The sequence below is a fragment of the Wolbachia endosymbiont (group B) of Limnophora tigrina genome, from assembly GCF_964263235.1.
Taxonomy (GTDB): Bacteria; Pseudomonadota; Alphaproteobacteria; order Rickettsiales; family Anaplasmataceae; genus Wolbachia.
In genome coordinates this window covers 441,789-466,283 of sequence record NZ_OZ181655.1, presented here as the reverse complement: position 1 = coordinate 466,283, position 24,495 = coordinate 441,789, and the positions used below count along the sequence as shown (strand labels likewise).

Genomic DNA, 24,495 nt, shown 5'->3' with positions numbered 1-24,495 from the left:
TGGTTTAAGAAACAATAGATAGAAGGTTTTGAAAAGGGTTCAGCCTTCTTTTTATGTCCGTCTTGAGGAACTTCTTGTACAATTAGTTTCTCTTGAGAAAATGAATCTAACATTTTAACACTCCCTTTAACTCTTACATAATATATTGAAAAATAATTAACCTAACTTATAACTTGCACTTTTATCAGCTTGTTAGGTAGAATTATTAAAGAACTAGTTGAACAGACGTTATGACTAAACTCAACTCCATCCACAAGTTCTCCGCTTGTTACTCCAGTTGCAATAAACACTGATTCACCTCTTGCCATATCTTTTATGGTGTAGATTTTTTCTGGGTCATCAATATTTAAATTTTTTACTCTTTCTCTTAACTGATCTGTGTCAAATATTAATCTTCCCTCCATCTGTCCACCGATTGAACTCAGCGCTGCAGCCGCAAGCACCCCTTCTGGTGCCCCTCCTATTCCGATATACATATCGTGATTGCCATTTACTAGTGAAACTACGGCCGCAACATCACCATCATCTATTAGTTTAACTTTTACTCCTAACTCCCTGATTTTCACTATTAATTCATCATGCCTTTCACGATTAAGTATAGTTACTGTAAGATCATTTACTTTACATCCTTTTGCCTTGGCTAAATTGTCTAGATTCTTTTCAATGCTATTTTTTAGTGAGACTACACCCTCTGGAAGATTTTTTCCTACTGCTATCTTTTCCATATAAACATCAGGTGCGTGTAAAAAATCACCTTTTTTCGTTGCAGCAAGAACGGACATTGCCCCTTGTTTATGGTGAGCGCAGATTGTAGTGCCTTCAAGTGGGTCAACAGCAATGTCGATTTCAGGACCATTTCCAGTGCCAACCTTCTCGCCAATATATAGCATCGGCGCTTCATCTCTCTCACCTTCACCAATTACGATAGTACCATTTATTTCCATTGAATTTAACACTGTTCGCATTGCATCAACTGCAACTTGATCAGCCCTTTTTTCATCACCAAAGCCTGCCAATTTATACGCAGCAAGTGCTGCAGCTTCGGTCACTTTAACTAATTTATAGGCTAAATCTTCCATCATTTGCTTTAAGAACTATATTCAATATATATCATGCTGCTTGAAACTGCAATATGTCTTGACTGGTTGTGGGAAAGTTGCTATAACAAACTAACATATAGTAGTAGGTTTAGTTATCGTATATAGTAATGATGATATTAGAGAGTTGTATCGAAAGATAGCTACAATTGTAAAATATGATGATAAGGGAATTGCTAGTCCTAAAGATTTGCAAAAGGAACCACAGTGGAAAGAAGTTGATTTCCAAGATAAATGTGAAGGAGACAATTCATTAGGAGACTTACTTCTAAAACATGCAACCGAAAATAACAACCCACGCGTTAAGGATTTTCTCCTCCAAAATGGGTGTAAACCCCTTCAACAAGAGCAAATAACCGCAGCAATAAACAAGGAAGAAGAGGGGCAAAACACACCTGATATAGGAGAAAATAAAGCAGACAGCAATGAAGTAGATTCTAGTAACTTCATAAACCCTGATATGACTGCTGAAGTACTTTATGAGCAACTAATACAAGGGAAAGAAACAAATCTGGCAATTTTTGACTCGTTTGTAAATGCTGTAAGAGAGTCCAATATTACCGGCGATCGTGGCATATTTCTAGATGTTGTAAAATTGTTTACAGATTTAGATGCTGTAATCCATCTTACAGATACTGCTTCCAGAACTATATTGGGCATAGCTGCAATAACAAAACAAGCTGACGTTGTTAAGGTACTTTTGGGTAGTGATAAGTTTGATGAAACGGAAAAATTTAACGCTTTGCGTTCTGCTATTGTTCAAGGTAATGTCCAAGAAGTTGGAGCATTTTTAGGTTATGTAAATGATGAAAGCAGACAAGCAGCTTTAGAGTTGGCTATGAATAATACACAAGAAGAAATTACTCAGGTGCTTTTAAACTTTATTGTACCAGAAACACCTAATGTAGAAAAAAACAGAGCAAAACCTTGCAGCAGTAATGGGAACATTGGTAGTAGACCTGTAAATACACCAAATGGCCAGCTAAATCATAATAACGAAAATAAAACACCTGTATCAACAAGGACTGACCAAACTGCCACACCAAATAATGATAATAAAGCTAACGGCTTTGTAGATGCTCAAATTTCTATGCCAAATGAAAAAGAAACTAAATATAAAGAAAGCAAGGAAAATTTTTACACCTCATTAACGAAAGATGCTGTTGGAGTTGTTATTACAGGATTATTCATTGCTGCTGCTGTAATGGTTCCATTTGTGGCTGGTGCAGCAATTTGCAGTATTGTAGCTGCTTTGGTTGCAGTATGTACCGGATTGCATATAAAAAATTCTACATTACCAAGCTATAGAGAAATGGAAAAAAATAAAGTTGAACACGTAAGTTCAAAAACTGCACAAACATTGTGATTTGAGAAAAATCTCCACTAGGAAGGGTGTCATCCGAGTAGCTAAAACTGGGATCTATACTAGCACAGCCCTACGTCATACCGCGATTCATTCACGGTATCTTGCATAGATCCCGCTAACACGTAGCGGGATGACGAGGCTTATCGTCATGCTGCCGCGAACCGTCATACCGCCGCGGTATCTCTAGATCCCGCTAACACGTAGCGGGATGACGGTAGCTATAAATATTAAGCAAACGAAAAAAAAGGCAAAAGAAGCCCTAGTCATTGTCTATTTTCAGTATTGGCGTTTTTTAAGTCTTAAACACTGCAATTTAGCTGCTTTTTAATGCAACTCACCTTAGTTCAAATGTTTAAGAAATTTACTAAGCAGAAAAAAAGGCAAAAGAAATCCCGTGTTAGCTAGTTGTCACTCTCTAATCCTGCAAATTGGCGTACTATACTGTCTTAAACGACTTATAAGCGCGTTTCAGCTTATATAGGTAAAAACCCAGAAATGTTGTGAAGACATAAGGTGCACATAGTGCAAAAAATTAAAAATAAGACGCCAACTACGTTGTTTTCTTGCTGTTTAATCTGCACAGATGAAGATAACTGAATACCTTCAGTTTTATGATAAGGGGGCTGGCGGAGTTTGTCAAGTAGGTTTTTTCGTCTCTATTCCCAATAAAAGTTCGTTATTGGTTATGCAGGAAGTCTAATACTGTCGTAAAAGGAAGTTTTCTTGTGCGTGTGAAACTTTTTTTCCAACACAATGGATCTTCTGAAAAGTTTTCGAGTATATTGTATTTTTAATTTGTAAAATAAGATTTTTCCCTTTTTGCATGTTTCACCTAAAAAGGACACATTTTAAACTTTTTTACAGAAACAACAGCGTTTTTTCTTCACTCTTTAGATAATTTAATGCGAAAAAATTTAGAGAGAAATTTTACACACAATCGCAGACATTTTTCCTTAAGTTGACGCCATTGAGTGAACGGTTACCTTAATTAGAAGTCTAGCTTTAACTTTAAATGGACTACTCAACCGTGACAGACTTAGCTAAATTTCTTGGACAATCGGCATCTAACCCTTTTTTTGCTGCAGTAAAGTAAGCAAGGAATTGCATAGCAACACTGTAGATGATTGGAGAGATAAAATTATCAGTGTCTGGAAGTTGCACCACATCTGCGCAAACTCCCCTGAGGAACGGCGCTCCTTGCTTATCACTGAAGGCAATTACTTTGCCTTTTCTTGCAATAATCTCTTGTATATTAGATAGCGTTTTAAAGAATAAATCATCATAAGGGATAATTGCTATAACAAGCACAGCAGAGTCTATTAAAGCAATAGAACCATGCTTCATTTCCCCTGCTGCAATGCCAATGGTATTAATGTATGAAAGCTCTTTTATCTTCAATGCGCCTTCCATTGCAACTCCGTATGAACTTCCTCTGCCGATTAAAATAACGTTATTGTGTTCTAATATACTGCCTGATATATGTTGTATTTTCATCACATTCAAAACGTGCTCAACATACTCGGGAATAGAATTGATAGCACTGCTTAGCTGTTTTATTCTCTCTCCACCCAGTATACCTTTTATTTTTCCAAGCTCCACGGCAAAGCATGCTAAAGTTGCAAGTTGCGCAGAAAAGGTTTTTGTTGAAGCAACACCAATTTCTGGCCCAGCAAGAGTATGTAACACAATATCTGAGATCTTTTCAATGCTGCTGTTAAATGTGTTAGTTATACTAATGATTGTTTGCTTCTGTGATTTCGCATAACGCAGCGCTTCTACGGTATCTGCAGTTTCGCCAGATTGAGAGATGAATAACCCAATGCTGCCTTCTTCTAGCTTGACGTTGCTATACCTAAATTCTGATGAGATTTCTAGATATACTCGAACTTGAGCGACACTTTCCAGCCAATATTTTGCTATTAGCCCGGCAAAATAAGATGACCCGCATCCAACTATAGTAATGTAACTCCGCTCAGAAAACAATTTTTTGTTGACCTCTTTATATTGCTTGTAAAATTGATTTATTGTTTTGTTTAATGCACGCGGTTGCTCAAAAATCTCTTTTAACATGAAGCTAGGATACCCATTTTTGCTAATTAGAAAATCACTTGGACTACTATTTTCTATACTACGTTTAACTTGTGTACCATTGTTGTATATACTAACTCCACTAGATTTTATCACTGCAATGTCACCATCTTCCAAATACGATATTCTTTCCACAAATGCACTTAAAGCATTAGAGTCAGATGCAGCAAACACTGTGTTACAGTTATAGCCTATTGCTAAAGGCAAATTTCTCTTCGCAACAAATAAGGCATCTGGATATTCTGCAAATAATAAGACCAAGGCAAATGAGCCATGTAAGTTGTTTAAACACTTAAATAGAGAATCAACTGGCGACAATCCTTCATCAAGATATAAGGTTAGCATATTTGGTATGACCTCTGTGTCAGTGTCAGTATTAAACGGCATTCCCCTCTCTTCTAGACTCTTTTTTAGCAGATTGTAATTCTCAATTATGCCGTTATGAGCAACAACAACATTATTTGTATGAATGGGATGAGCATTTTTAAGGCTTGGGACTCCATGTGTAGCCCAGCGGGTATGTGCTATACCAACTGTACTGTGAGACATCTTGCTTTCATCAACAACTTCATACAATCTTTTAACTTTACCTTCTGATTTTTTGACTTCTATCTCGCCTTCGTTATTTATGATTGCTATACCTGAAGAGTCATATCCTCTATATTCCAACTTTTGTAATCCAGTTAGTAAAGTTGGTATTACTGAATCACCGCTACTTACTACACCAAATATTCCGCACACAAATGGATCACCAAATGAACTTTCTTTTAAAGTTATGCAGCATTTTTGCCTTTATCATCTTTTCCCTTTTTACTTTCCTCTGGTGGTTGATTTTTATTCTTTTTATCACTCTTTTCGATTTTGCCTTTTTCAATTGGTTTAGCTGCCGCTTTTTGAGTTTCTTTGTTTAAAACTTCAGATATAGCGGACTTTAGGACTTTCACCTCAACTTTTGGTGCTATTTCTATTATAAATTGTGCATTTACTTCATCGACTTTGTTAACTTCACCTATTATCCCACCAGAAGTAATGACTGTATCACCACGTTTTATTTGATCTATAATTTTTCTATGTTCTTTTAGTTTTTTGTGGTTTGGGCGAATAATGAGAAAATAAAATACCACAAATATTAAAATCAATGGAATAAAACTAGCAAAAGATGCGCCGATACTTGATGCATTGCTAGTTGCATCTGCTGCAAAAACTTCAGAAATGAGCATATTTAATCCTAATTGTTAATAATAAAAACAAACCTGTTTAAGTATTAATTACAATACCATGCCATGTCAAGTCTGGTGAAAACATTTCTAAATACCGGCAATAATATTGCGGATTTTAGATTATGCTAAAATCCGTATGGCGGGAGTGATGAGACTTGAACTCACGACCTCATGCGTGACAGGCATGCGCTCTAACCAACTGAGCTACACCCCCCCTATTTCTTTTTAGCGTTTGCAATTTTAAAATTAATAAATATGCTGCCCTTTGTCAATATTTTTTGTTTGCGCTTTACTGTCTTTTCTATTACTATATAAATAATTTAATTTCACACATGGCTTGTACAAGTAGTCCCATTAGGGCCGTGCCATGGAGGATAAACTATTTGGAGGAGTAAATTATGGCAAGTTTGCCTGAAGTCACTGTGCGTGATTTAGCCGAATCTGGTGTGCATTTTGGTCACAAAACTAGTCGCTGGAACGCAAAAATGGCTCCATACATATATGGAGTACATCAAGAAAATCGTATACATATAATTGATTTGCGAAAAACGTTACCATTGCTACAGATAGCCATGAAGGCTTTATATGACGTTGCATCTCAAGGTGGTCGCATTCTATTTGTTGGTACAAAGTTTCAAGCTTTTGATATTATTGCAAGTGAAGCGATTCGTTGTGGTCAATATTATGTGAATCATCGATGGCTTGGTGGTATGCTTACTAATTGGGGCACTGTTTCTTCTTCGATAAAAACCTTGATGCAATATGAGAAAATATTAAATGACGAGGATAGCATTTTAACAAAGAAAGAATTGGGGAACATTGAAAAGAAAAAGCAAAAGCTTGATAAGGCGCTTGGTGGTATTAGAGAAATGGGAGCAATTCCTGATATCTTATTCATCATTGATACTAATAAAGAGCATATTGCGGTTAAGGAGGCTAAAAAGTTAGGAATTCCAATAGTTGCAATACTTGATACTAATTCTGATCCAGATGATATTACTTATCTAATACCTGGAAATGATGACTCAAGAAAATCAATAGAGCTCTATTGTAAATTAGTTACCGACTCTATATTAGCTGGAATAGAGTCTAGTCTAGCAAGATCTGGAGTTAAGATTGATAATATAAAAGGTGATGAGTTTATTCAAGAAAAAGAAGATAGTATTGTGCAAACTAAAAGGAAACGTAGTAAAGTTTACAAAGAAGAAGAAAGGGAGGTAGTAACAAATGAAGATGAATCCAGATAATATAAGGGAATTACGTGATAGGACAGGGCTTGGCTTAAGTGACTGTAAAAAAGCATTAGAAGAATGTGATGGTGACATCAAGAAAGCCGTTGATAAGTTGCGTACAATAGGTCTTGCTAAAGCTGACAAAAAATCTGATAGAGTAGCTTCAGATGGGCTCGTTGCTATGTGTTTGACTGAAAATTATGGTGCATTGGTTGAACTCAATTGCGAAACCGATTTTGTTGCAAGGAATGAGAAATTTATAGAGTTAGTTTCAAATTTAGCATCAATTGCTCATCAAGAACGCTGTATCAGCGTTGATGAGTTAAAAAATGCCAAGTATGAAAGCATTGGCACAGTGCAGGAAGCTATTATGAATGGTACGTCAGTTCTTGGTGAAAAGTTAGAGTTGAGCAAGCTTTGTTACCTAGAGACTAAGGATGGAGTTGTTGCTGGTTATGTACACGGTGACGTACGTGGTTTAGGTAAAACTGGCGCTTTAGTTGCATTGCAATCACCCGGTGATAAGGCAAAGTTACAGGAAATTGGAAAACAAATAGCGATGCACATAGTTGCTATGAAGCCTGAAGCTTTGTCTATAGATGATTTAGATCAAATGAAGTTGAAAAATGAACGTTCTATAATTGAAGAGCAAGTAAGGAGCTTAAATAAACCTGAAGAAGTAGCAAAAAAAATAGTAGATGGACGAATGGCTAAGTACTATGAAGAAGTTGTTTTACTAGAACAAAAGTTCATAAAAGATGATAAAATGAAGGTTTCTGATTTTATAAGATCAAGCGAGTTGAGTGCTGTTAAACTATCTAATTACAAGTTGCTTGTTTTGGGTGATGCAAATTAAATAGCAAAAAATGTCTATTTCAACGAATGAAAAAAGCGAAATAAAATACTCCAGGGTGTTATTTAAAATCTCTGGTGAAGCTTTGATGGGATCACAGTCTTTTGGCTATGATATGGGAGTAATAAGCCAATTATGCAAAGATATAGCTGATATTAACAAGCTTGGAGTTCAGGTATGTATTGTTATTGGTGGTGGAAATATCTTTCGTGGCACATCTGCATCTTTAAGTGGCTGTGAAAGAGCAAGCAGTGATTATATTGGAATGCTTGCAACTATAATTAATGCTTTAATTTTACAAAACTTTTTAGAAAAAAATCTAGTAGCTACTAGGGTATTGTCTGCGATACCCATGGCCACTGTATGTGAACCTTACATAAGAAGGAAAGCTATTCGTCATTTAGAAAAAGGTAGAGTGGTAATTTTTGCAGCAGGCACAGGCAACCCATTTTTTACTACAGATACAGCTGCAGCCTTACGTGCTGTTGAAATGAATTGTGATGTTATTCTAAAGGGTACACAAGTAAATGGTGTATACTCCGCTGATCCGAAAAAAAATGAGGATGCTGTAATGTATGATAGGCTTTCTTACACGGATTTATTGACTCGTGATTTAAAAGTTATGGATGCATCAGCAATTTCACTTGCTCGTGAGAATTCTATTCCAATTATAGTTTTTTCTTTGAAGGGAGAAAAAATAGTCAATATTATTAAGGGTCAAGGTACTTATACTATAGTTTCAGATTGTAAACAGTAGGTAATTTATGTTAAATGAAATAAAAGCTAAAACAAAAGAAAGAATGCTAAAAACTATTCAGTCCTTTCATGATGATATTAAAGGCGTACGCACTGGTAGAGCTAGCGCATCGTTGCTTGATGGTATAGTTGTAAATATCTATGGTGGACATCAAAAGTTAAATCAGGTTGCAGGCGTTTCAGTTATAGATAACAAAACCCTATCAATTAAAGTTTGGGATATTAATGTTGTAGGTGAAGTGAAAAATGCTATATTAAATGCCAACTTGAATTTAAATCCTGTTGTTGAGGGCAATACCATACGTATAGCTCTTCCGGACTTAACACAAGAAACCCGTGAAAAATTAGTAAAATTATTGCATCAGTTTTCTGAAAATGCGCGGATTGCCATCAGAAATATACGCAGAGATGTTATGGAAGAAATAGAGAAAATGAAGGGAAATAAGGAGATCTCAGAAGATGATTTTCATGGTGCTAAGAAGGAAATACAAAATATTACTGATGATAATATAAAAAAGATTGATGGTGAATTGTCCATCAAAGAAAAGGATATATTGCATCACTAAGGTAATATGAAAGAAACCTTCAGTAGTGAAAAAGAAAAAATTACATGCAAGGGTGCCATGGAGGTAGTCGACACACAACTGTATGAACGTTGCAATATTGCACAGTGTTATACAGTAAATGATGTCATTCCAGTGTCTGGGCACACAACTGTACGAACATCCCGTAAAACGATAGGATTGGTGTTAACTATCAACTATTGGTGTCACTCCAGTAACTCTCTTCCTGTCATCCCAGTGCGTGACACTGGGATCCAGCCCTTAATTACTAACAAACAAGTATATAGATTTGATAGCCATAAAAATAGCAGATTCCATGCTAAAAATAATGTCCATTATGAAAAAACTGGATTCCAGTGTCGTAGCACTGGAATGACACCAATTTTGTATTCAAAGTTACAACGTTCGTATAATTGTGTGTCTGGGCACTGGGATGACACCTTTGTGTTTGAGGTGAACTCTAAATGTTGAATCAAGAATCTTTACCGAAACATTTAGCAATTATTATGGATGGTAATGGTAGATGGGCGAACAATCAAGGAAAGGTAAAAATTGATGGTTATAAAAAGGGCAGTGAAGTTGCATACGATATTGCCAAGTATTGTACGGACCTAACCATACCCTACTTAACTTTGTATGCATTCTCTATGGAGAATTGGCTTAGACCCAAAAACGAAACTGACTGTCTATTTGATTTATTTTACTCCGTTTTAACTAATGAAGATAAAGTCAATTTCATTTGCAACTGTAACATCAAGTTGAATTTTATTGGCAATTTAAGTCTGTTATCCAGTAAAATATTGGATCAAATTAAAAAAGCAGAAGAAATGACACATAAGAACGATGGTTTATTACTCACTGTGGCAGTCAGTTACGGAGCAAAGCAAGAAATCACACAAGCTATAAGCAATATTATAAAAGAAAATATTGCTTATGTATCAGAAGAGGAATTTGAAAAATTTCTATATACTAAAGATCTGCCAAAATTGGATTTATTAATTCGCACTGGCGGCGAAAAAAGGTTAAGCAACTTTTTATTATGGCAAGCAGCTTATGCTGAATTATATTTTTGTGATACTTTATGGCCTGATTTTTCTTGTCAAGATTTGAGCAAAGCATTAGAAGATTATACAAAAAGAGAGAAAAAATATGGTAGATAATAATTTTATAATTAGAATATTGTCCTCAATAGTAATATTATTCATATTTTCTTTTGCTACATATTTCAGTGATCTATCGTTTTACCTATTGATTTTTTCAATAGCAGTTTTATCTTCTTTTGAATGGTATAATCTAACCCAAGGAAACAAAATTTTATACGTTTTCGCATTATTATTGATTGCACTACCAAGCGCCTCATTAATATATTTATATAACCTACCACAGGGAAAATACGCATTAGTATGGTTCGTCTTAACCATTTGGGGAATTGACATTACTGCCTACCTATTTGGTAAGAATTTTGGTGGAGCTAAAATTTGCCCAATTCTTAGCCCTGGAAAAACTTGGACAGGACTTCTTGGTGCGATTTTAGCTGGAGTAGTGTGCACAATTTTTGGATCAATATTTTTTGGTCTATTTTCAATTTTTTATTCTCCAATCATTGGCCTTGCAATCGCTATTCTAGCGCAACTTGGCGATTTCACTGAGTCGCTTGTTAAAAGAGCTTACGGTGTTAAAGATAGTGGAAGTATGATACCTGGCCATGGAGGAGTGCTCGATCGTATGGATAGTTTCATTTTTACTGCCCCTCTTATTGCTATTTACATAAGCTAAGTCTGCAGAAGAAATAAAGTGCCATTAGAGTTCATCCCTAGTCAGCTCCCCAACCGCTTCTACAGTACAGTCATGGACAAACGTCTTTTCACAATAAGGGCAGGCTATTTCCTCTTCTTCTCCCATATCTAAATATATTAATGGATGGCCGGAACTCTCATTGTCCTCATTACCATGGCAGCAAACTTTTCTTTTATTAACCCTCACTTTTAACATGCTACTCCTTTAGCTTATAACATTTTATATATTAAATATACCCATTTATAAATAAAAAACAACACACGCTATTCTCCATTTTTTATCCTATTCAGGTTAATCAATTCGTTTTGAACGCCTTTTGATACAAATTTGCTAACATCTTCTCCTAATCTTGCTATTTCCTTTACAAAACTTGATGAGATAAATTGAGTATCTTCAGAAGCGGGAAGAAATATGGTTTCGATTTCAGGAAGAAGTTTATAATTTATCCAACTCATTTGAAACTCATAATCAAAATCCGACACTGCTCTTAATCCCCTAATAATAACAGAAGCATTCTGCTCTTTGGCAAACTTCACTAGCAACCCATTAAAAGATATAACATCTGCATCAATTTCTAGTCCTTTAATTTCATTTTCAGCCATACTTGTGCGTAGCTTTGTGTCAAAGGCAATATGCTTATTAACGTTTTCTGCAACTCCTATTATTAATTTATCGACTAGTTTACACGCTCTTTTAATTATGTCAATATGCCCAAAAGTTATAGGGTCAAATGTGCCAGGGTAGATTCCTATTTTGTTATTAATGTTCATCCTTTATTTTTATATACACTACTTTAAAAACTTTTGATAGACATGATAACATTTTTTATCTAAAAATGAAAGTATACAGTTGGCCTGATAGCTCAGTTGGTAGAGCAAAGGACTGAAAATCCTTGTGTCGCTGGTTCGATTCCTGCTCAGGCCACTTTCTCTTTCGTGGCAAACTTGCCTTTTTGTTATAAAATACTCTATATCGTAATATAAATATTAGGGAGGCAAGTCATGGTATATAAATATTATAATAAAGTATTTAATATCTCATTAATTATAGTTCTATTATTAAGCAATATTACTTATGCTGACGTTAGCGAAAAACCGGCATCTCAACATGTAACCAGAAAAGAAGAACCAGCGTCAACTGCCTTGAAGGCAGAAAATACAGTAAATAATGACATAGTTGTTGGTTTGTTGAAAACGGAAGAAGAAACATACCCATATGAGCTTGGGCTATCTCAAAATATCTACGAGATGTTTAATAACTTTGGGGTTAAGACTGTACTGATTGATTATAATAAGATAATTAGCCTTAAAAAAATTCAGACAGAGTTCGCAAAACAAGATGAAGCATTGGCAAAGAAGCTGACATTAGACCGAATAAAAATTGAAGTTGCACAATTTATTGAAGAGCACAAAATAAATAGAATATTTATTCCAGATAATTTTCATTCAGCACCCACTCCTTGTCGCCAGCTTGTTACTGAAGCAATTGCAAAAATAGTGGATGATAACCCTGCAATTCATTTACTTGGTATATGTGAAGGCATAATGAATGCAAAAGGAATTGAAGTAGTGAGTGTTGTGAGTGATGAAGAGAAGCGAAGATCTCATTTAAAATCTGCGCCTAATCCACAGAAAGCTCTCCAGCAGATAAAGATCATTCCAAACAGCCGTCTAGCAGAGGTGGTGGCTAAATTTTTACTACCCGATGAAAACAGCTGGTTTTCAACGTACTTTCCAGATGCTCATTCAGGAGCAGTAAATAATACGCCAGAAAATAGAAGAAAATTAGAATTACTTGGATACAAAATTGCAGCATTTTCCAATGACGGAATAATAGAAGCAATTGAAGATAAGTACGGTAATGTTTACTTTCAAAGCCACCTGGAAGCCCTTGTTGTAAAATCAGATAAAAACCTCTATTTATCAAATCACAAGGAACGTCAAGTGTCTACACTAGTTGCTATAGCAATTATAAATGATTTTCTTTATCGTGCTTAGTGCTAAAATAGTGGTTTATATAAATCCCATAGCATGTTGAATGAAGCTTTTTTTGAGAAAATTTGAATTTTCAACTGCAATTAAGCCAAGATTTCTTAGCGCTTTAGCGCAGAATATTCTGTTGGAGAACATCCTATTTAATCCATCAGTTGCAAGCGCCATTGTAAAATTATCAAAGTATCTGTCACGTGAAATTTTCTTTAATAGATAACTGCTGCCAACATCAACACCAGATGCTTTTGCAGCAACTGTGTGCTTTATAACGCTTTCTACATCTCTAATTCCAAGGTTAAGCCCTTGGCCTGCAACTGGATGAATTGAATGCGCTGCATCACCAATCAGCAAAGCTCTACTTTTATATAATCTTTTTGCGAAAGCAAAACTTAAAGGATAAAGTTTTCTTTCACCCTCTAATTTTACCTTCCCTAAATAAGAACCAAATCTTTTTTTAAGCTCTATAATAAATTCTTCTTCAGACAGATCCATTAGCATTTTTGAAATTCCAGATTTTTCTGTCCAGACTATTGAAGAGGTATAGCCACCTTTCATCGGCAAAATTGCAAATGGACCGCCAGGGAAAAATCGCTCCACAGCTAAGTTTTGGTGATGTAATTCATGTTCTACATTAAATACTATACTACTTTGCTTATAATCAAACTTCACTGTCGGTATAGAGAATAACTTTGGTAATTTAGAGTTTTTGCCTTCAGCACAGATAAGTAGCGATGATATTAATTCCTGATCATTATCAAGGATAACTTCCACATATCCTGCATCACAAGTAATTCTTTTATAAGAATGTGGAGAGTATACATTCAGTTTATTCAAAAAATTATTATTTATTGCGTTCCATATAATAGCGTTGTTGATAACATAACCCATTGGCTCTTCACCAACCATTTTATGATCATAATGCACAGCAATTGGGCTATCTCCTTCTAATATGCATATATCAAGTATAGGTTCAGCTTCACTCTCTACACACTGCCAAATCCCTAACTTTTCTAATATTTTTTTCGAACCTTGAGAGATAGCAAATGCTCGATTGTCATCGATTATACGTGGCAAACTATTTTTTTCAATCACAGCCACGGATACAGAGTCGTTACTCAAGCCAATAGCGGTAGTAAGGCCAAGCAACCCACCACCTGAAATGATTACATCGTAACTCATTTTATTCACCTAAAATTACATTTTACCCATTTTAAAAATAGTTTAAACAAACTTTGGATTTCTTATTACCACCTTAGAATATCTAGAATTAGTAACAAAGTATTAATTATTTTATGCTAAAATAGATCTAATTTTATTAAAGGAGCCAGTTTATGACTACAAATTGCAAAACAGAATTATCAGATTGCATTCCTAGGTACAGAGAAGAACTTGGGCAAAATAAAGCAGTAATTAAACAAATACTAATTAACGATAAAATCAATATAAGCGATTACTTTTATAAGGGTGATAAAATCTGTAACAAAGAACTGTTTAATATAGGAGGCGAGTGTCAAGATACAAAACATGGTAGTCGACAAGAATATACGTATGATGAGTGGAAGGAAAAAATGGAAAAAACTCATGCTAAAGATTTGCTAAAGATGTTAAAAAACGAAGTAAAACATAAAATATTAAAGAGTTTTGAAGATTATGAAAAGTATCGTGAAGATGTTACTGAAGCTATAAAAAGAGAATTAGACACAAAAGAATTTGATTTACAATCAATAGGTGCAAAGTTAAGGGCAATACTCAAAGAAAAGCAACAACCAGAAACTGATGAAACTCGAGCATATTATGACGTTATATGTATTAAATAGGACTTGATCTGACACTTAAAATAAGTAAGTTATAAAATAATAAAAGAAAGGAGTGTTAGAAATGAGTACAATACAAACAAAAATACTAAAACCAAAGCTAGGGTTATTAGAGCTAGCAAAACAACTAGGAAATGTATCTCAAGCATGCAAAAAGGGCATGTACGTAGTGAAGTAGAAAAATATGTAGATAAAAGGGTAGAAGAAGTCAAAGATGAGGCAGTAACATATATAATAAATAAAGTATTAAACAATATGGTGGGTAATGAGCCACTAAATGAGCTCAAAATAGATAAACCTAAAGAAATTGTGCAAGTTGATGATGATGGCTTAACGCAAAATCAAAAAGTTATTAAAGCTCTTTTTATAGGGAAAACACTTGTATGGGATCGCTCAAATAGTGGCCAGAAATACGAAGTTAGAGTTGAGGGAGTGAAAAAGTTTGTAGACAATAAAACTGGAAAAGTGATTGAGGCTAAGTCTCCATCCATAGCATGTAGAATACTGGCTGGTGGCGGAAGCTATAATGGTTGGAACTGCTTCAAAGTATGCCTTGATCCTAATGAGGGACCAAAAACTCTGAGCTACCAACGTGCAAAGTTTCTGTCAGCTCAAAATAAATTATAACTAACCACACATTAAGGCTTTTAAAGAGGTCTTAGTTTACTTGCTCCATTGTTTTCTTTATTATAGATATTAGTTAGGATAATATGGAGGAGTAAGTTGTCAGCAATTGCCATTATTGATTTTGGTTCACAATTTACACAGCTTATCGCAAGACAAGTCAGGGAAATGGGTGTGTATTGCGAAATATTTCCAAGCAACATCAGTTTTGAAACAATATCAAAATTCAATGGGTTTATTCTCTCTGGAGGACCACAATCTGTAAATGATGATTGTTCTGAAACAAGTAGAGTAGTACATGAAATTATAAAACTTAATAAGGCAACAAACGTTCCTATACTTGGAATATGCTATGGACAGCAACTCATTTGTCATTATTTTGGAGCAAAAGTAAAAGAGAGTTTCAAACAGGAGTTTGGCAGAACTAAAATCAAGATACTAAAAGAATCCCCCATTATAAAGGATACCTGGGATGTTAATTCTGAAGTGGATGTATTAATGAACCATGCGGACAGTGTTGATACTATACCACAGGGATTTACTGTTATCGCATCAGGTGTGATAAATCAAACAATTGCAATGATTGTTAACGAACAGCGGAAGATTTACTGTACTCAATTCCATCCTGAAGTGAGGCCCACAACAAATGGGAGTAAATTGCTCTCTAACTTCTTGGATATTACAAATTGTGAAAGAGACTGGACAATGAAATCGTTTATTGAAAAGCAGAAGGAAAAAATCAAAAATGTAGTAGGAGAGAAAAAAGTAATCGCTGCAGTAAGTGGTGGGGTTGATTCAAGTGTTGCAGCGGCTCTCACACATAAAGCTATAGGAAAACAATTGAACTGTATTTTTATCGATACTGGGTTGTTACGCAAGAACCAGACCATTACTATGTTAAAAGAGATCCCGATAAACTACGTTGATAAATCAAATTTATTTTTGAGTAGGTTGAAGGGGATAACTGATCCAGAAGAAAAGCGAAAAATTATCGGTAACGCTTTCATTGAAGTGTTTGAAGAAGAAGCAAAAAAAATAGGTGATGTGGATTTTTTGATGCAAGGTACCATCTACTCTGATGTAGTTGAGTCAGGGCATGCCTCAGACAACACTAGTACAATTAAGTCTCACCATAATGTTGGTGGATTGCCAGAAAAGATGAACCTGAAGCTAGTAGAGCCTTTACGCTACCTCTTTAAAGATGAGGTAAGGCTACTTGGAAAAGAAATTGGGCTTTTAGACGAGATAATATTTCAACATCCATTTCCTGGACCCGGACTTGCAGTGAGGATTATAAGTGAAGTCGATGAAGAAAAGGTGCGAATATTGCAAGAAGTAGATGAAATATATATTAATACGATGAAAAATTACGATCTATACGATAAGATATGGCAAGCTTTTGCTGTATTATTACCAATAAAAACTGTAGGCGTCATGGGAGATGGTCGTACATACGGATATGTTTGTGCTTTAAGGGCTGTAACATCGTCCGATGGTATGACGGCTGATGCATTTCCATTTGAAGATAAGGATCAGCATTCGCTAGTGTTTTGGGACTTTTTACAGAATGTTGGCAGTATAATTATTAATAACGTTTCCGGAGTAAATAGAGTTGTCTATGACTTAACTTCTAAACCACCAGCAACCATTGAGTGGGAGTAAATCAAAAAGTCTAGTCATACCGCAGCGGTATCTCTAGATACCGCTGCGGTATGACGTAGGATTGCTGTCATCCCGCTTTGTTAGCGGGATCTAGAGATACTGCGGCGGAATGACGAATTTGTTGTTTTTCAAATTGTAGGTAAACCTAAAGCTATAGAAAAAAAGAAGAACCAGTTTCTTAGTTCTTCATTGACATAATCCACTTCATACGCCATGATAAAATTCTGAAGTCTGGAAAGACTGCAAGTATAAAAAGGAGCAAAATGCTAGGGATAATTTATTTAGCAATTCTGGGAATAGCTGTAGTAATAGGGGCTATAGTAAGTATTTTAACAGGTCTTGCACTCAGTACCTTGACTAGTCTTTCACCTCTGATGATAGGTGGAATTGTTGGCGCTATTTCTGTAGTGCCATTAATTGCAACTTTTATAAAAGAGCCCTTATCCGAATTTGCAGCTTGCAATGGTCGTCGTATAAGTGATTTCACATTAAAAGAAATTGCATGTCTAGCTGGCTTATTTATTGGCAGTGTTGCAGTTGGAGTTGGCTTTGGTAGTGTTGTTCCAATAGTCAAAGTAGACTCTTTATCGTCTTTATCAATCACGATGGATTCTTTAATAGCAATAGGGTTTGCAGCACCAGTACTTCCAATTGTAGCTGCAATTGGAATAGCTATTGCATCAGATAAAATCAAGAGACTAATGAAGTCATCAGAGAAAGAACCTTCTCGACTAACAGAAGAAGAGTCACAAAATTTATCGAACGAGTTAAAAGAGGCTAGATACAATAATATACGTGAGCAAGAGACTGTACAACCATAGTTACTAATTCACCACAGTAACTGCGCCATGGCAGTGTTTGTACTTCTTTCCGGAGTTGCAAGGACATTTGTCGTTTCTTGAGACTTTGGGAAGTCTGCTATTTCTAGCAGAATGTAACCTATTGCCTATCTCTTGGTTGTCTGCCAACTTAAAGTGTGCTAAGCGATGAATGGTGAGTTCCTTCCATTTTTCAAGCATTGACTCAAACATCAAGAAAGCTTCGCGTTTAAATTCATTCAGTGGATCTTTCTGCCCCATAGCACGTAAGCTTATGCTCTGTTTTAGGCTCTCTAGAACTGAAAGGTGTTCCCTCCATAAATGATCAAGTGCCATTATCATCATTTGCTTCACGATCGTATTCCACAAATCTGTAGTGTGCTGACTGTTGAAATATTTTTCTTTCTCAGTAAAAAATTCTTGTATCTTATCATTTATATAATTCAAAGCTTCTTGTTTATTCAAAAACTTTGCTAGGGTTTCCCTATTAAATGTTACCCCATACCTTGTATGGAATTCTTTGGCTATATCTTCAATATAATCCTCATAATAGCCACTTTGGATTATACCTTCTACTATGCGCTCATTTACTTCGCTATATACTTCAGGTAAATCATTAATTTCGTTGCCTAAGATATTGTTTCTCTTCTTAAAAATAACTTTACGTTGGTTGTTGATTACGTCATCAAACTTAAGCAAAGACTTCCGCACATCATAATTTCTAGCTTCAACTTTCTTCTGCGCCTTCTCAAGTGCCTTATTGATCCATGGATGATGAATAGCTTCGTTATTCTTTAACCCTACTTTTTGTAAAAAGCTTCTCATTCTATCAGAACCAAATATTCTCATTAGGTCATCTTCAAGCGATAAAAAGAACTTAGAAAGTCCAGGATCCCCCTGACGACCAGAACGGCCGCGTAATTGATCATCTATTCTCCTGCTTTCATGTCTTTCGGTTCCAACCACACATAAACCACCAGCTTTTATAACAATTTCCTTATCTTTTTTTACTCTTTCGACTATTTTTTGGTGTTTTTTTTCTCTTTCATCAGCATTTTTTATCTTCTTTAGCTCTACCTTTGCAATCATTTCAGCGTTTCCACCGAGTTGAATATCAGTTCCACGTCCTGCCATGTTAGTTGCTATAGTGATACTACCTGGCACTCCAGCTTGTGCTATTATGTACGCCTCTTGTTCATGATAACGAGCATTCAATACTGAATGCTTAAGAGAATGGCTTTGCAAAAGCGCAGAAAGCTTCTCAGAGTTTTCGATGCTTACCGTGCCAACAAGGACCGGTTGAAGGCGTTTGTGGCATTCTTCTATAAACTTCAACACAGCATTAAATTTTTCTTTTCCTGTGCCATAAATTTCATCATCAATATCAACTCTTTTTACAGGTACATTGGTTGGAATTTTTACTACATTTAGTCTGTATATATCACGAAACTCTTCTGCCTCTGTTGCTGCTGTTCCAGTCATTCCGGAAAGTTTATTGTACATACGAAAGTAATTCTGAAATGTGACCGATGCTAAAGTTTGGTTTTCATGCTGAATTTCAAGATTCTCCTTCGCTTCAAGTGCCTGATGAAGACCATCGGAATATCTCCTGCCCTCCATCATACGCCCAGTAAATTCATCAATAATCACTACCTTGCCATCCTTTACTATATAATCTTTATCAGCAGTAAACAGCTTATGTGCACGTAATGCTTGGTCTATATAATGAGTCATTATCATGCTGTCAGTATCATAGAGCGAGGAATTTTCAGGAATGAGATTGTATGACCTGAGTAGTTCTTCCACTCGTGAAATACCATCTTCAGTAAGGAACACTGCCCTACCCTTTTCATCCACCTCATAATCAGAGTCAACTAATTTGGTTACTATTTTATTGATATGCTTATATATCTGATTGTTTTCCTCAATCTGGCCAGAAATAATAAGCGGAGTGCGAGCTTCATCAATGAGTATTGAGTCTACTTCATCAACTATTCCGTAGTGAAAGCCTCTCTGAACCATGTCTTCTTGAGAAAATTTCATATTGTCTCGCAGGTAATCAAAGGCAAGCTCGTTATTTGTGGAATACACGATATCTGCACTGTAAGCCTCTTTTCTCTCTTCATCTGTCAAGTTATTCGTGATAAACGCAACAGAAACCCCAAGAGAATTATATAATTTGCTCATCCACTCTGTGTCTCGTTTTGCAAGATAATCGTTAACAGTTACGACGTGCACACCTTTCCCTTCTAAAGAATTAAGGTATGCAGCTAAAGTTGCAACGAGTGTCTTTCCCTCTCCTGTTTTCATTTCTGATATCATGCCGTGATGGAGCACCATCCCACCGATCAGTTGAACATCGAAGTGTCTCATGTTAAGAAACCTTCGAGAGGCTTCACGCACAACTGCAAATGCAGGTAAGAGAAGATCATTTAGTGTTTTGCCATTTTTCAATTCTTGTTTAAATTCCCCAGTTTTACCAGCAAGCTCCTCATCAGATAAGCTCTGCATTTCTATTTCTAATGTATTTATTTGCTGAACAATTTTCCTAAAGGATTTTATTATCTTCTTGTTTGTTGACCCAAATATCTTTCTTATAAAAAAGAATGACAACGTAAAAATGAAAAATATAAGAATGGCTGTCAAAATTAGCGGAGAATCTAGCATAAACTTAAGTAACGTCTTATTTAATACGAGATTATATTACTAAATGCAGCCTACAGCAATTACATATTAGATTTGGGGAATCTTTATACTTAAGATAGAAAACAAAATCAACCCTGTTCGGCACTGTTATCGAAATATTAAAGAATCTGTTGCATTATCTTAGGTACTTGGTGACTTTAATTTTTTATAGAAAGAAGTTATTCGTAGGTTTAGTAGGGTATAAATGTAGAAAATAAGCAGTCTGAAGAACTTGGTAATCCTAAATTTAAGAAGAGAGATGGCACATCAACAGGTGATCATGGTCGTAAATATGAAGTAAAACTATCAATGCTGTACCTGCTTCACGGATTAAGTAGTAAAGTTGACTTTTGGTTGGCATCAAACGTAGAAGGTTTTGGAGCCTTTGATGATATTTCTTTTGAGTATGAAAATCAGGAAAACAAATCGAGAATTGTCTTGGTCCAAGCTAAGCACTGCAATACACATCGCCCTTCGAAGAATATTACTTTTGAAGATTTGTTTATTGATGGAAATGATAGAAAGCAACAGAAAAAGGATTTCGGATTAAACAAATATTTTGTTGAATCTTATCTTAAGATTATGCGAAACTCTAAGTGTAAGAACAGTGATATTACACTTGTCATTCACACCAATGTTAATGTGAACTTCAAAAAAGGTGCAGAAAAGCAAGGCAGCATAGAAACATTAGAGAAGTATCTGGAAGAGTCAAAGTTAACAGATGATAACATTTTAAGTATTTATGAAGGTCACAGAGGAACGTGCTACAAAATAAAAAATCATATTGAACTGAAAAAATACTTCAGTTGCGGCAGTGAAGATGAAATAGAAGATTTTTTACTTAGAATAAGGTTTGTAGTTAATCAACCTAATCATTCAAAATTAGATGATATTATTAAGAAAGAAATAGGAAATGTATACAAAATATCAGGGGAAGAAGATATTGATACAGTTTTTGTCCGTGTATATGACAAGGTAGAGAAATGGTGGGCACAACAGGGTAGCAAAGTTTCTTATCTAACAAGAAAAGACGATTATTTTAGGGAAGTTATAGAACATCTTTATAATCTCAAACCTAAAGAAAATCTAGATGAATTTTGGCAAGTCTCTACTCGAAATTATAACTTTGTCGGCAGAGAAGCGCTGCTAGATAAAATAGAAGAATGCCTGAAAGCTAATGATACAGCAACACTAGTTGCTTGTCATGGACTAGGTGGAATAGGTAAAACACAATTAGCATTAGAATTTATTTGGAGTAAGTTCCAAAAATATAAAGGGATAATTTGGTTTGATGCAAAAGATAGAAATACTTTAATTAACGAATATATTAAATTAGGACGTGAACTAAACATTATTCATGATTATGAAGGAAAAGTTCTTGAAAAAGATCATGCTAAGTCTGTTAAGCGTTGGCTAGAAGACCCCAAACGTGCTGGGTGGCTACTGATATGCGATAATGCTCCTAATTACAAAGATATAGCAGATTTACTTCCTATAAAAGGAGGAAAGATATTATTAACTTCTCGTTATACATTTGGCTGGCCACAACCACAGAACACTATTTCTATTGATGTTTTTGAACCTGGAGAATCAAGGAGCTACATTCGTAAGATATTAAAAGCGAAAGGACAGAAGTTAGACATAACTCAAGTGGATACATTAGCAAAGACATTAGGTCATTTACCTTTAGCTTTAGCCCAAGCAAGTGCTTATATAAAGAAAACAGTTATAAGTATTTCAGACTACTTGAAATTATATAATGATAGAAAACGAGCTTTATTGTCTGATAAAACATTGCTTGAAACATTTCCAGCTTGTGCTAATAGAGAGACTGCAGCAATAGTGTATGTCACATGGAACATTACAGTAGAAGCAATAAAAAAAGAATCTTCTTTGGCGGCTAACTGGCTTACTGCTTGTGCTTACCTAGATGGTAGTCCTATCCCTAAATCTTTACTAGAAATCTTTGCTGATAATCAAGAAAATAATCCTTCCTTAGAAACTTTCCATGAAGCGTTTGGAATATTAATAAGTTATTCTATGTTAACTGTCAAAAAAGATCATAGCATGTTAGTGCACAACTTGGTTCAGGAGGTGACAAGGCTAAAGTCAGAGGAAAGTGGAAAAATTAAAGAAGACATAGAAACCGTTTTTCAACTACTACAAAAGGGTTTTCCTTACGGCAGTGATAAATTAGAAGATTATGCTAAAAAACGACAATTATTGCCTCATTTAGAAGCATTTCTATCACATATAGATAGTTGGCTAAAAGAAAAACCTTTAGAACCTTTGGAAAAGCAAACAATAGAAAAGGATTATCTTGTACGTTTGCTAATATGGATGGATGATGGATACTACGATCTGGGTAATCCTAGAAGACAAAAGGAGTTGCTTGAACGAGCTTTAGCAATGCAAGAGAAACATTATGGCTCTGACCATTTTAAAGTTGTTAAACTACTAACAAACCTCGGTGGCGCTTATGGTGCTTTAGGTGATCATAAGAAACAAAAGGAGTTGCTTGAACGGGCTTTAGCAATTGACAAGAAACATTATGGCTCTGATCATGTTCAAGTTGCTAAATCACTAGCAAACCTAGGTGTCGCTTATGGGGATTCAGGTGATCTTCAGAAACAAAAGGAGCTGCTTGAATGGGCTTTACCTATTTTTGAGAAACATTACGGTCTTGATCACGTTCAAGTTGCTAAACAACTGGCAAACCTCGGTAATACTTATAGTGCTTTAGGTGTATTAAATAGGACTTGATCTGACACTTAAAATAAGTAAGTTATAAAATAATAAAAGAAAGGAGTGTTAGAAATGAGTACAATACAAACAAAAATACTAAAACCAAAGCTAGGGTTATTAGAGCTAGCAAAACAACTAGGAAATGTATCTCAAGCATGCAAAGTGATGGGATACTCAAGAGATACATTTTATCGGTTTAAGGAGTTATATGAAAATGGAGGAGAGGAAGCATTACATGAAATAAGTAAGAAAAAACCGCTATTAGCGAACAGAGTTTCCGACGATATAGAAAGAGCAGTGATTGGTATAGCAACAGAATTTCCAGCATATGGGCAAGAAAGAGCTGCAAATGAACTGAGAAAAAGAGGTATAATAATTTCTCAGGGAGGAGTAAGGTCTGTATGGCTAAGAAATGACCTTGAAACTCTCAAAAAGAGACTTAAAGCGCTAGAGACAAAAGTAGCTTAAGAAGGAATCATTTTAACTGAAGAACAACTTACAGCTTTAGAAAAAGTTAAAGAACAAAGGGAAGCTCATGGTGAAATTGAGACACAACATCCAGGTTATTTGGGTTCTCAAGATACCTATTATGTGGGCAATATCAAAGGTATAGGGCTAATTTATCAGCAGACTTTTGTTGATACTTATTCGAGAGTTGCAATGGTTAAACTTTACACGGACAGAACAGCTATTACAGCTGCAGACCTCCTCAACGATAGAGTTATTCCATTTTTTGATGAGCAGAAAATTCCATTATTACGCATTCTAACTGATAGGGGTACAGAGTATTGTGGCAAGCCAGAAAATCACGCTTATCAGTTATATTTGGGAATCGAAAATATCGATCATTCTAGAACCAAAGCCAACTCTCCACAAACCAATGGCATATGTGAAAGATTTCATAGAACCATGCAAGATGAGTGTTACAATATTATCTTTAGAAAGAAAATCTACAATTCTTTGGAAGATCTACAGATTGATGTTGATTATTGGTTGCGTTCTTATAATGAGACAAGGCCTCACTCGGGTAAGTATTGCTATGGCAAAACACCTATGCAAACGTTTTTTGATAGTAAATATATTGCTTTTCAGAAAAACATTAGTAGCATTAAACAAGAGCCTGATATTAGTTTTGACTACCTCAATTCTTCTGTCAGTTAATTCTTGTCTGTCACATTAAATCT

General features: G+C 35.4%; 21 protein-coding genes, 2 tRNA genes and 2 pseudogenes. 16 read left to right on the top strand and 9 right to left on the bottom strand.

All coding sequences use genetic code 11. The features are described from left to right. Positions 1–161 precede the first annotated feature (161 nt). Positions 162–1,079 (bottom strand): class II fructose-bisphosphatase, encoded by a 918-nt coding sequence (glpX, locus tag ACE38O_RS02270; protein ID WP_374699065.1) that lies wholly within the window; start codon positions 1,077–1,079, stop codon positions 162–164. 145 nt (positions 1,080–1,224) lie between these two features. On the opposite strand from glpX, the gene ACE38O_RS02265 reads away from it, so the two are divergent. Then, on the top strand, positions 1,225–2,463 hold the full coding sequence (locus ACE38O_RS02265; protein ID WP_374698949.1) for an ankyrin repeat domain-containing protein: 1,239 nt from the start codon (positions 1,225–1,227) through the stop codon (positions 2,461–2,463). A gap of 688 nt (positions 2,464–3,151) precedes the next feature. On the opposite strand, the pseudogene ACE38O_RS02260 reads toward ACE38O_RS02265, so the two are convergent. The 4 genes and pseudogenes from ACE38O_RS02260 to ACE38O_RS02245 form a co-directional block, all read right to left on the bottom strand. After that, positions 3,152–3,288, bottom strand: a pseudogene (locus ACE38O_RS02260) (IS4 family transposase); the annotation flags it as partial. A 192-nt stretch (positions 3,289–3,480) separates the two neighbouring features. Continuing rightward, positions 3,481–5,292: a glutamine--fructose-6-phosphate transaminase (isomerizing) gene (gene glmS, locus ACE38O_RS02255; protein ID WP_374698948.1), complete on the bottom strand. Its 1,812-nt coding sequence runs from the start codon at positions 5,290–5,292 to the stop codon at positions 3,481–3,483. Positions 5,293–5,324: 32 nt separating this feature from the next. Next, positions 5,325–5,771 (bottom strand): preprotein translocase subunit YajC, encoded by a 447-nt coding sequence (yajC, locus tag ACE38O_RS02250; protein ID WP_374698947.1) that lies wholly within the window; start codon positions 5,769–5,771, stop codon positions 5,325–5,327. Between the two features lie 137 nt (positions 5,772–5,908). Beyond that, positions 5,909–5,985, bottom strand: a tRNA-Asp gene (locus ACE38O_RS02245). Positions 5,986–6,169: 184 nt separating this feature from the next. Between ACE38O_RS02245 and rpsB the strand changes: the two genes are divergently transcribed. Genes rpsB through ACE38O_RS02210 form a run of 7 tightly spaced genes read left to right on the top strand, consistent with a single transcriptional unit; the run spans position 6,170 to position 10,951 of the window. Then, positions 6,170–7,018: a 30S ribosomal protein S2 gene (rpsB, locus tag ACE38O_RS02240; protein ID WP_374698946.1), complete on the top strand. Its 849-nt coding sequence runs from the start codon at positions 6,170–6,172 to the stop codon at positions 7,016–7,018. Beyond that, a complete protein-coding gene (tsf, locus tag ACE38O_RS02235) occupies positions 6,999–7,859 on the top strand; it encodes a translation elongation factor Ts (protein WP_374698945.1) in 861 nt (286 codons plus the stop codon). The genes rpsB and tsf overlap by 20 nt, the downstream gene beginning before the upstream one ends. A gap of 16 nt (positions 7,860–7,875) precedes the next feature. Next, on the top strand, positions 7,876–8,613 hold the full coding sequence (gene pyrH, locus ACE38O_RS02230) for a UMP kinase (protein WP_374699064.1): 738 nt from the start codon (positions 7,876–7,878) through the stop codon (positions 8,611–8,613). A gap of 7 nt (positions 8,614–8,620) precedes the next feature. Continuing rightward, positions 8,621–9,178: a ribosome recycling factor gene (gene frr, locus ACE38O_RS02225; RefSeq protein ID WP_164224746.1), complete on the top strand. Its 558-nt coding sequence runs from the start codon at positions 8,621–8,623 to the stop codon at positions 9,176–9,178. Positions 9,179–9,184: 6 nt separating this feature from the next. After that, positions 9,185–9,646, top strand: coding sequence for a hypothetical protein (locus ACE38O_RS02220; protein WP_374698944.1), 462 nt, complete (start codon positions 9,185–9,187; stop codon positions 9,644–9,646). Further along, positions 9,640–10,335, top strand: a complete 696-nt coding sequence (gene uppS / locus ACE38O_RS02215) for a polyprenyl diphosphate synthase (RefSeq protein WP_015589050.1) — start codon at positions 9,640–9,642, stop codon at positions 10,333–10,335. The genes ACE38O_RS02220 and uppS overlap by 7 nt, the downstream gene beginning before the upstream one ends. Then, positions 10,325–10,951 (top strand): phosphatidate cytidylyltransferase, encoded by a 627-nt coding sequence (locus ACE38O_RS02210; RefSeq protein WP_265032577.1) that lies wholly within the window; start codon positions 10,325–10,327, stop codon positions 10,949–10,951. Before uppS ends, ACE38O_RS02210 begins: the two co-directional genes overlap by 11 nt. A 24-nt stretch (positions 10,952–10,975) precedes the next feature. On the opposite strand, the gene ACE38O_RS02205 is transcribed toward ACE38O_RS02210, so the two are convergent. Together ACE38O_RS02205 and coaD are read right to left on the bottom strand one after the other, a co-directional pair. Then, a complete protein-coding gene (locus ACE38O_RS02205; RefSeq protein ID WP_374698943.1) occupies positions 10,976–11,167 on the bottom strand; it encodes a zinc-finger domain-containing protein in 192 nt (63 codons plus the stop codon). Positions 11,168–11,235: 68 nt separating this feature from the next. After that, positions 11,236–11,742, bottom strand: a complete 507-nt coding sequence (gene coaD / locus ACE38O_RS02200) for a pantetheine-phosphate adenylyltransferase (RefSeq protein WP_374698942.1) — start codon at positions 11,740–11,742, stop codon at positions 11,236–11,238. Between the two features lie 81 nt (positions 11,743–11,823). Here coaD and ACE38O_RS02195 point away from each other — a divergent pair. Together ACE38O_RS02195 and ACE38O_RS02190 are read left to right on the top strand one after the other, a co-directional pair. After that, positions 11,824–11,896, top strand: a tRNA-Phe gene (locus ACE38O_RS02195). A 77-nt stretch (positions 11,897–11,973) separates the two neighbouring features. After that, positions 11,974–12,969 (top strand): glutamine amidotransferase, encoded by a 996-nt coding sequence (locus ACE38O_RS02190; RefSeq protein ID WP_374698941.1) that lies wholly within the window; start codon positions 11,974–11,976, stop codon positions 12,967–12,969. A gap of 15 nt (positions 12,970–12,984) precedes the next feature. Here the strand turns inward: ACE38O_RS02190 and ubiH are convergent, their stop codons facing one another. Further along, the gene (gene ubiH, locus ACE38O_RS02185; RefSeq protein WP_374698940.1) at positions 12,985–14,142 is read right to left on the bottom strand and encodes a 2-octaprenyl-6-methoxyphenyl hydroxylase; all 1,158 of its coding nucleotides are present in this window, start codon (positions 14,140–14,142) and stop codon (positions 12,985–12,987) included. A gap of 152 nt (positions 14,143–14,294) precedes the next feature. On the opposite strand from ubiH, the gene ACE38O_RS02180 reads away from it, so the two are divergent. From ACE38O_RS02180 to ACE38O_RS02165, 4 genes are all read left to right on the top strand, one after another. Then, on the top strand, positions 14,295–14,780 hold the full coding sequence (locus ACE38O_RS02180) for a hypothetical protein (RefSeq protein ID WP_374698939.1): 486 nt from the start codon (positions 14,295–14,297) through the stop codon (positions 14,778–14,780). Between the two features lie 144 nt (positions 14,781–14,924). Further along, complete coding sequence (locus tag ACE38O_RS02175) at positions 14,925–15,404, top strand: hypothetical protein (protein ID WP_374698938.1); 480 nt, start codon at positions 14,925–14,927, stop codon at positions 15,402–15,404. A 96-nt stretch (positions 15,405–15,500) separates the two neighbouring features. Then, complete coding sequence (guaA, locus tag ACE38O_RS02170) at positions 15,501–17,063, top strand: glutamine-hydrolyzing GMP synthase (RefSeq protein WP_374698937.1); 1,563 nt, start codon at positions 15,501–15,503, stop codon at positions 17,061–17,063. A 263-nt stretch (positions 17,064–17,326) separates the two neighbouring features. Next, positions 17,327–17,884 carry a hypothetical protein gene (locus ACE38O_RS02165; RefSeq protein ID WP_374698936.1) on the top strand — a complete coding sequence of 186 codons (558 nt, stop codon included), beginning with the start codon at positions 17,327–17,329 and terminating at the stop codon, positions 17,882–17,884. 3 nt (positions 17,885–17,887) lie between these two features. On the opposite strand, the gene secA is transcribed toward ACE38O_RS02165, so the two are convergent. After that, positions 17,888–20,548 carry a preprotein translocase subunit SecA gene (secA, locus tag ACE38O_RS02160; RefSeq protein ID WP_374698935.1) on the bottom strand — a complete coding sequence of 887 codons (2,661 nt, stop codon included), beginning with the start codon at positions 20,546–20,548 and terminating at the stop codon, positions 17,888–17,890. Positions 20,549–20,920: 372 nt separating this feature from the next. On the opposite strand from secA, the gene ACE38O_RS02155 reads away from it, so the two are divergent. Both ACE38O_RS02155 and ACE38O_RS02150 read left to right on the top strand, forming a co-directional pair. Continuing rightward, positions 20,921–23,329: a tetratricopeptide repeat protein gene (locus tag ACE38O_RS02155; protein ID WP_374698934.1), complete on the top strand. Its 2,409-nt coding sequence runs from the start codon at positions 20,921–20,923 to the stop codon at positions 23,327–23,329. 54 nt (positions 23,330–23,383) lie between these two features. Then, a pseudogene (locus ACE38O_RS02150) lies at positions 23,384–24,472 on the top strand (IS481 family transposase). Positions 24,473–24,495: the final 23 nt, after the last annotated feature.

Excerpts from the sequence above, each read along its gene's own strand:
- glpX (WP_374699065.1), bottom strand. The coding sequence starts at position 1,079 with ATGGAAGATTTAGCCTATAAATTAGTTAAAGTGACCGAAGCTGCAGCA.
- yajC (WP_374698947.1), bottom strand. The coding sequence starts at position 5,771 with ATGCTCATTTCTGAAGTTTTTGCAGCAGATGCAACTAGCAATGCATCA.
- rpsB (WP_374698946.1), top strand. The coding sequence starts at position 6,170 with ATGGCAAGTTTGCCTGAAGTCACTGTGCGTGATTTAGCCGAATCTGGT.
- tsf (WP_374698945.1), top strand. The coding sequence starts at position 6,999 with ATGAAGATGAATCCAGATAATATAAGGGAATTACGTGATAGGACAGGG.
- frr (WP_164224746.1), top strand. The coding sequence starts at position 8,621 with ATGTTAAATGAAATAAAAGCTAAAACAAAAGAAAGAATGCTAAAAACT.
- ACE38O_RS02220 (WP_374698944.1), top strand. The coding sequence starts at position 9,185 with ATGAAAGAAACCTTCAGTAGTGAAAAAGAAAAAATTACATGCAAGGGT.
- uppS (WP_015589050.1), top strand. The coding sequence starts at position 9,640 with ATGTTGAATCAAGAATCTTTACCGAAACATTTAGCAATTATTATGGAT.
- ACE38O_RS02210 (WP_265032577.1), top strand. The coding sequence starts at position 10,325 with ATGGTAGATAATAATTTTATAATTAGAATATTGTCCTCAATAGTAATA.
- ACE38O_RS02205 (WP_374698943.1), bottom strand. The coding sequence starts at position 11,167 with ATGTTAAAAGTGAGGGTTAATAAAAGAAAAGTTTGCTGCCATGGTAAT.
- coaD (WP_374698942.1), bottom strand. The coding sequence starts at position 11,742 with ATGAACATTAATAACAAAATAGGAATCTACCCTGGCACATTTGACCCT.
- ACE38O_RS02190 (WP_374698941.1), top strand. The coding sequence starts at position 11,974 with ATGGTATATAAATATTATAATAAAGTATTTAATATCTCATTAATTATA.
- ubiH (WP_374698940.1), bottom strand. The coding sequence starts at position 14,142 with ATGAGTTACGATGTAATCATTTCAGGTGGTGGGTTGCTTGGCCTTACT.
- ACE38O_RS02180 (WP_374698939.1), top strand. The coding sequence starts at position 14,295 with ATGACTACAAATTGCAAAACAGAATTATCAGATTGCATTCCTAGGTAC.
- ACE38O_RS02175 (WP_374698938.1), top strand. The coding sequence starts at position 14,925 with ATGCAAAAAGGGCATGTACGTAGTGAAGTAGAAAAATATGTAGATAAA.
- ACE38O_RS02165 (WP_374698936.1), top strand. The coding sequence starts at position 17,327 with ATGCTAGGGATAATTTATTTAGCAATTCTGGGAATAGCTGTAGTAATA.
- secA (WP_374698935.1), bottom strand. The coding sequence starts at position 20,548 with ATGCTAGATTCTCCGCTAATTTTGACAGCCATTCTTATATTTTTCATT.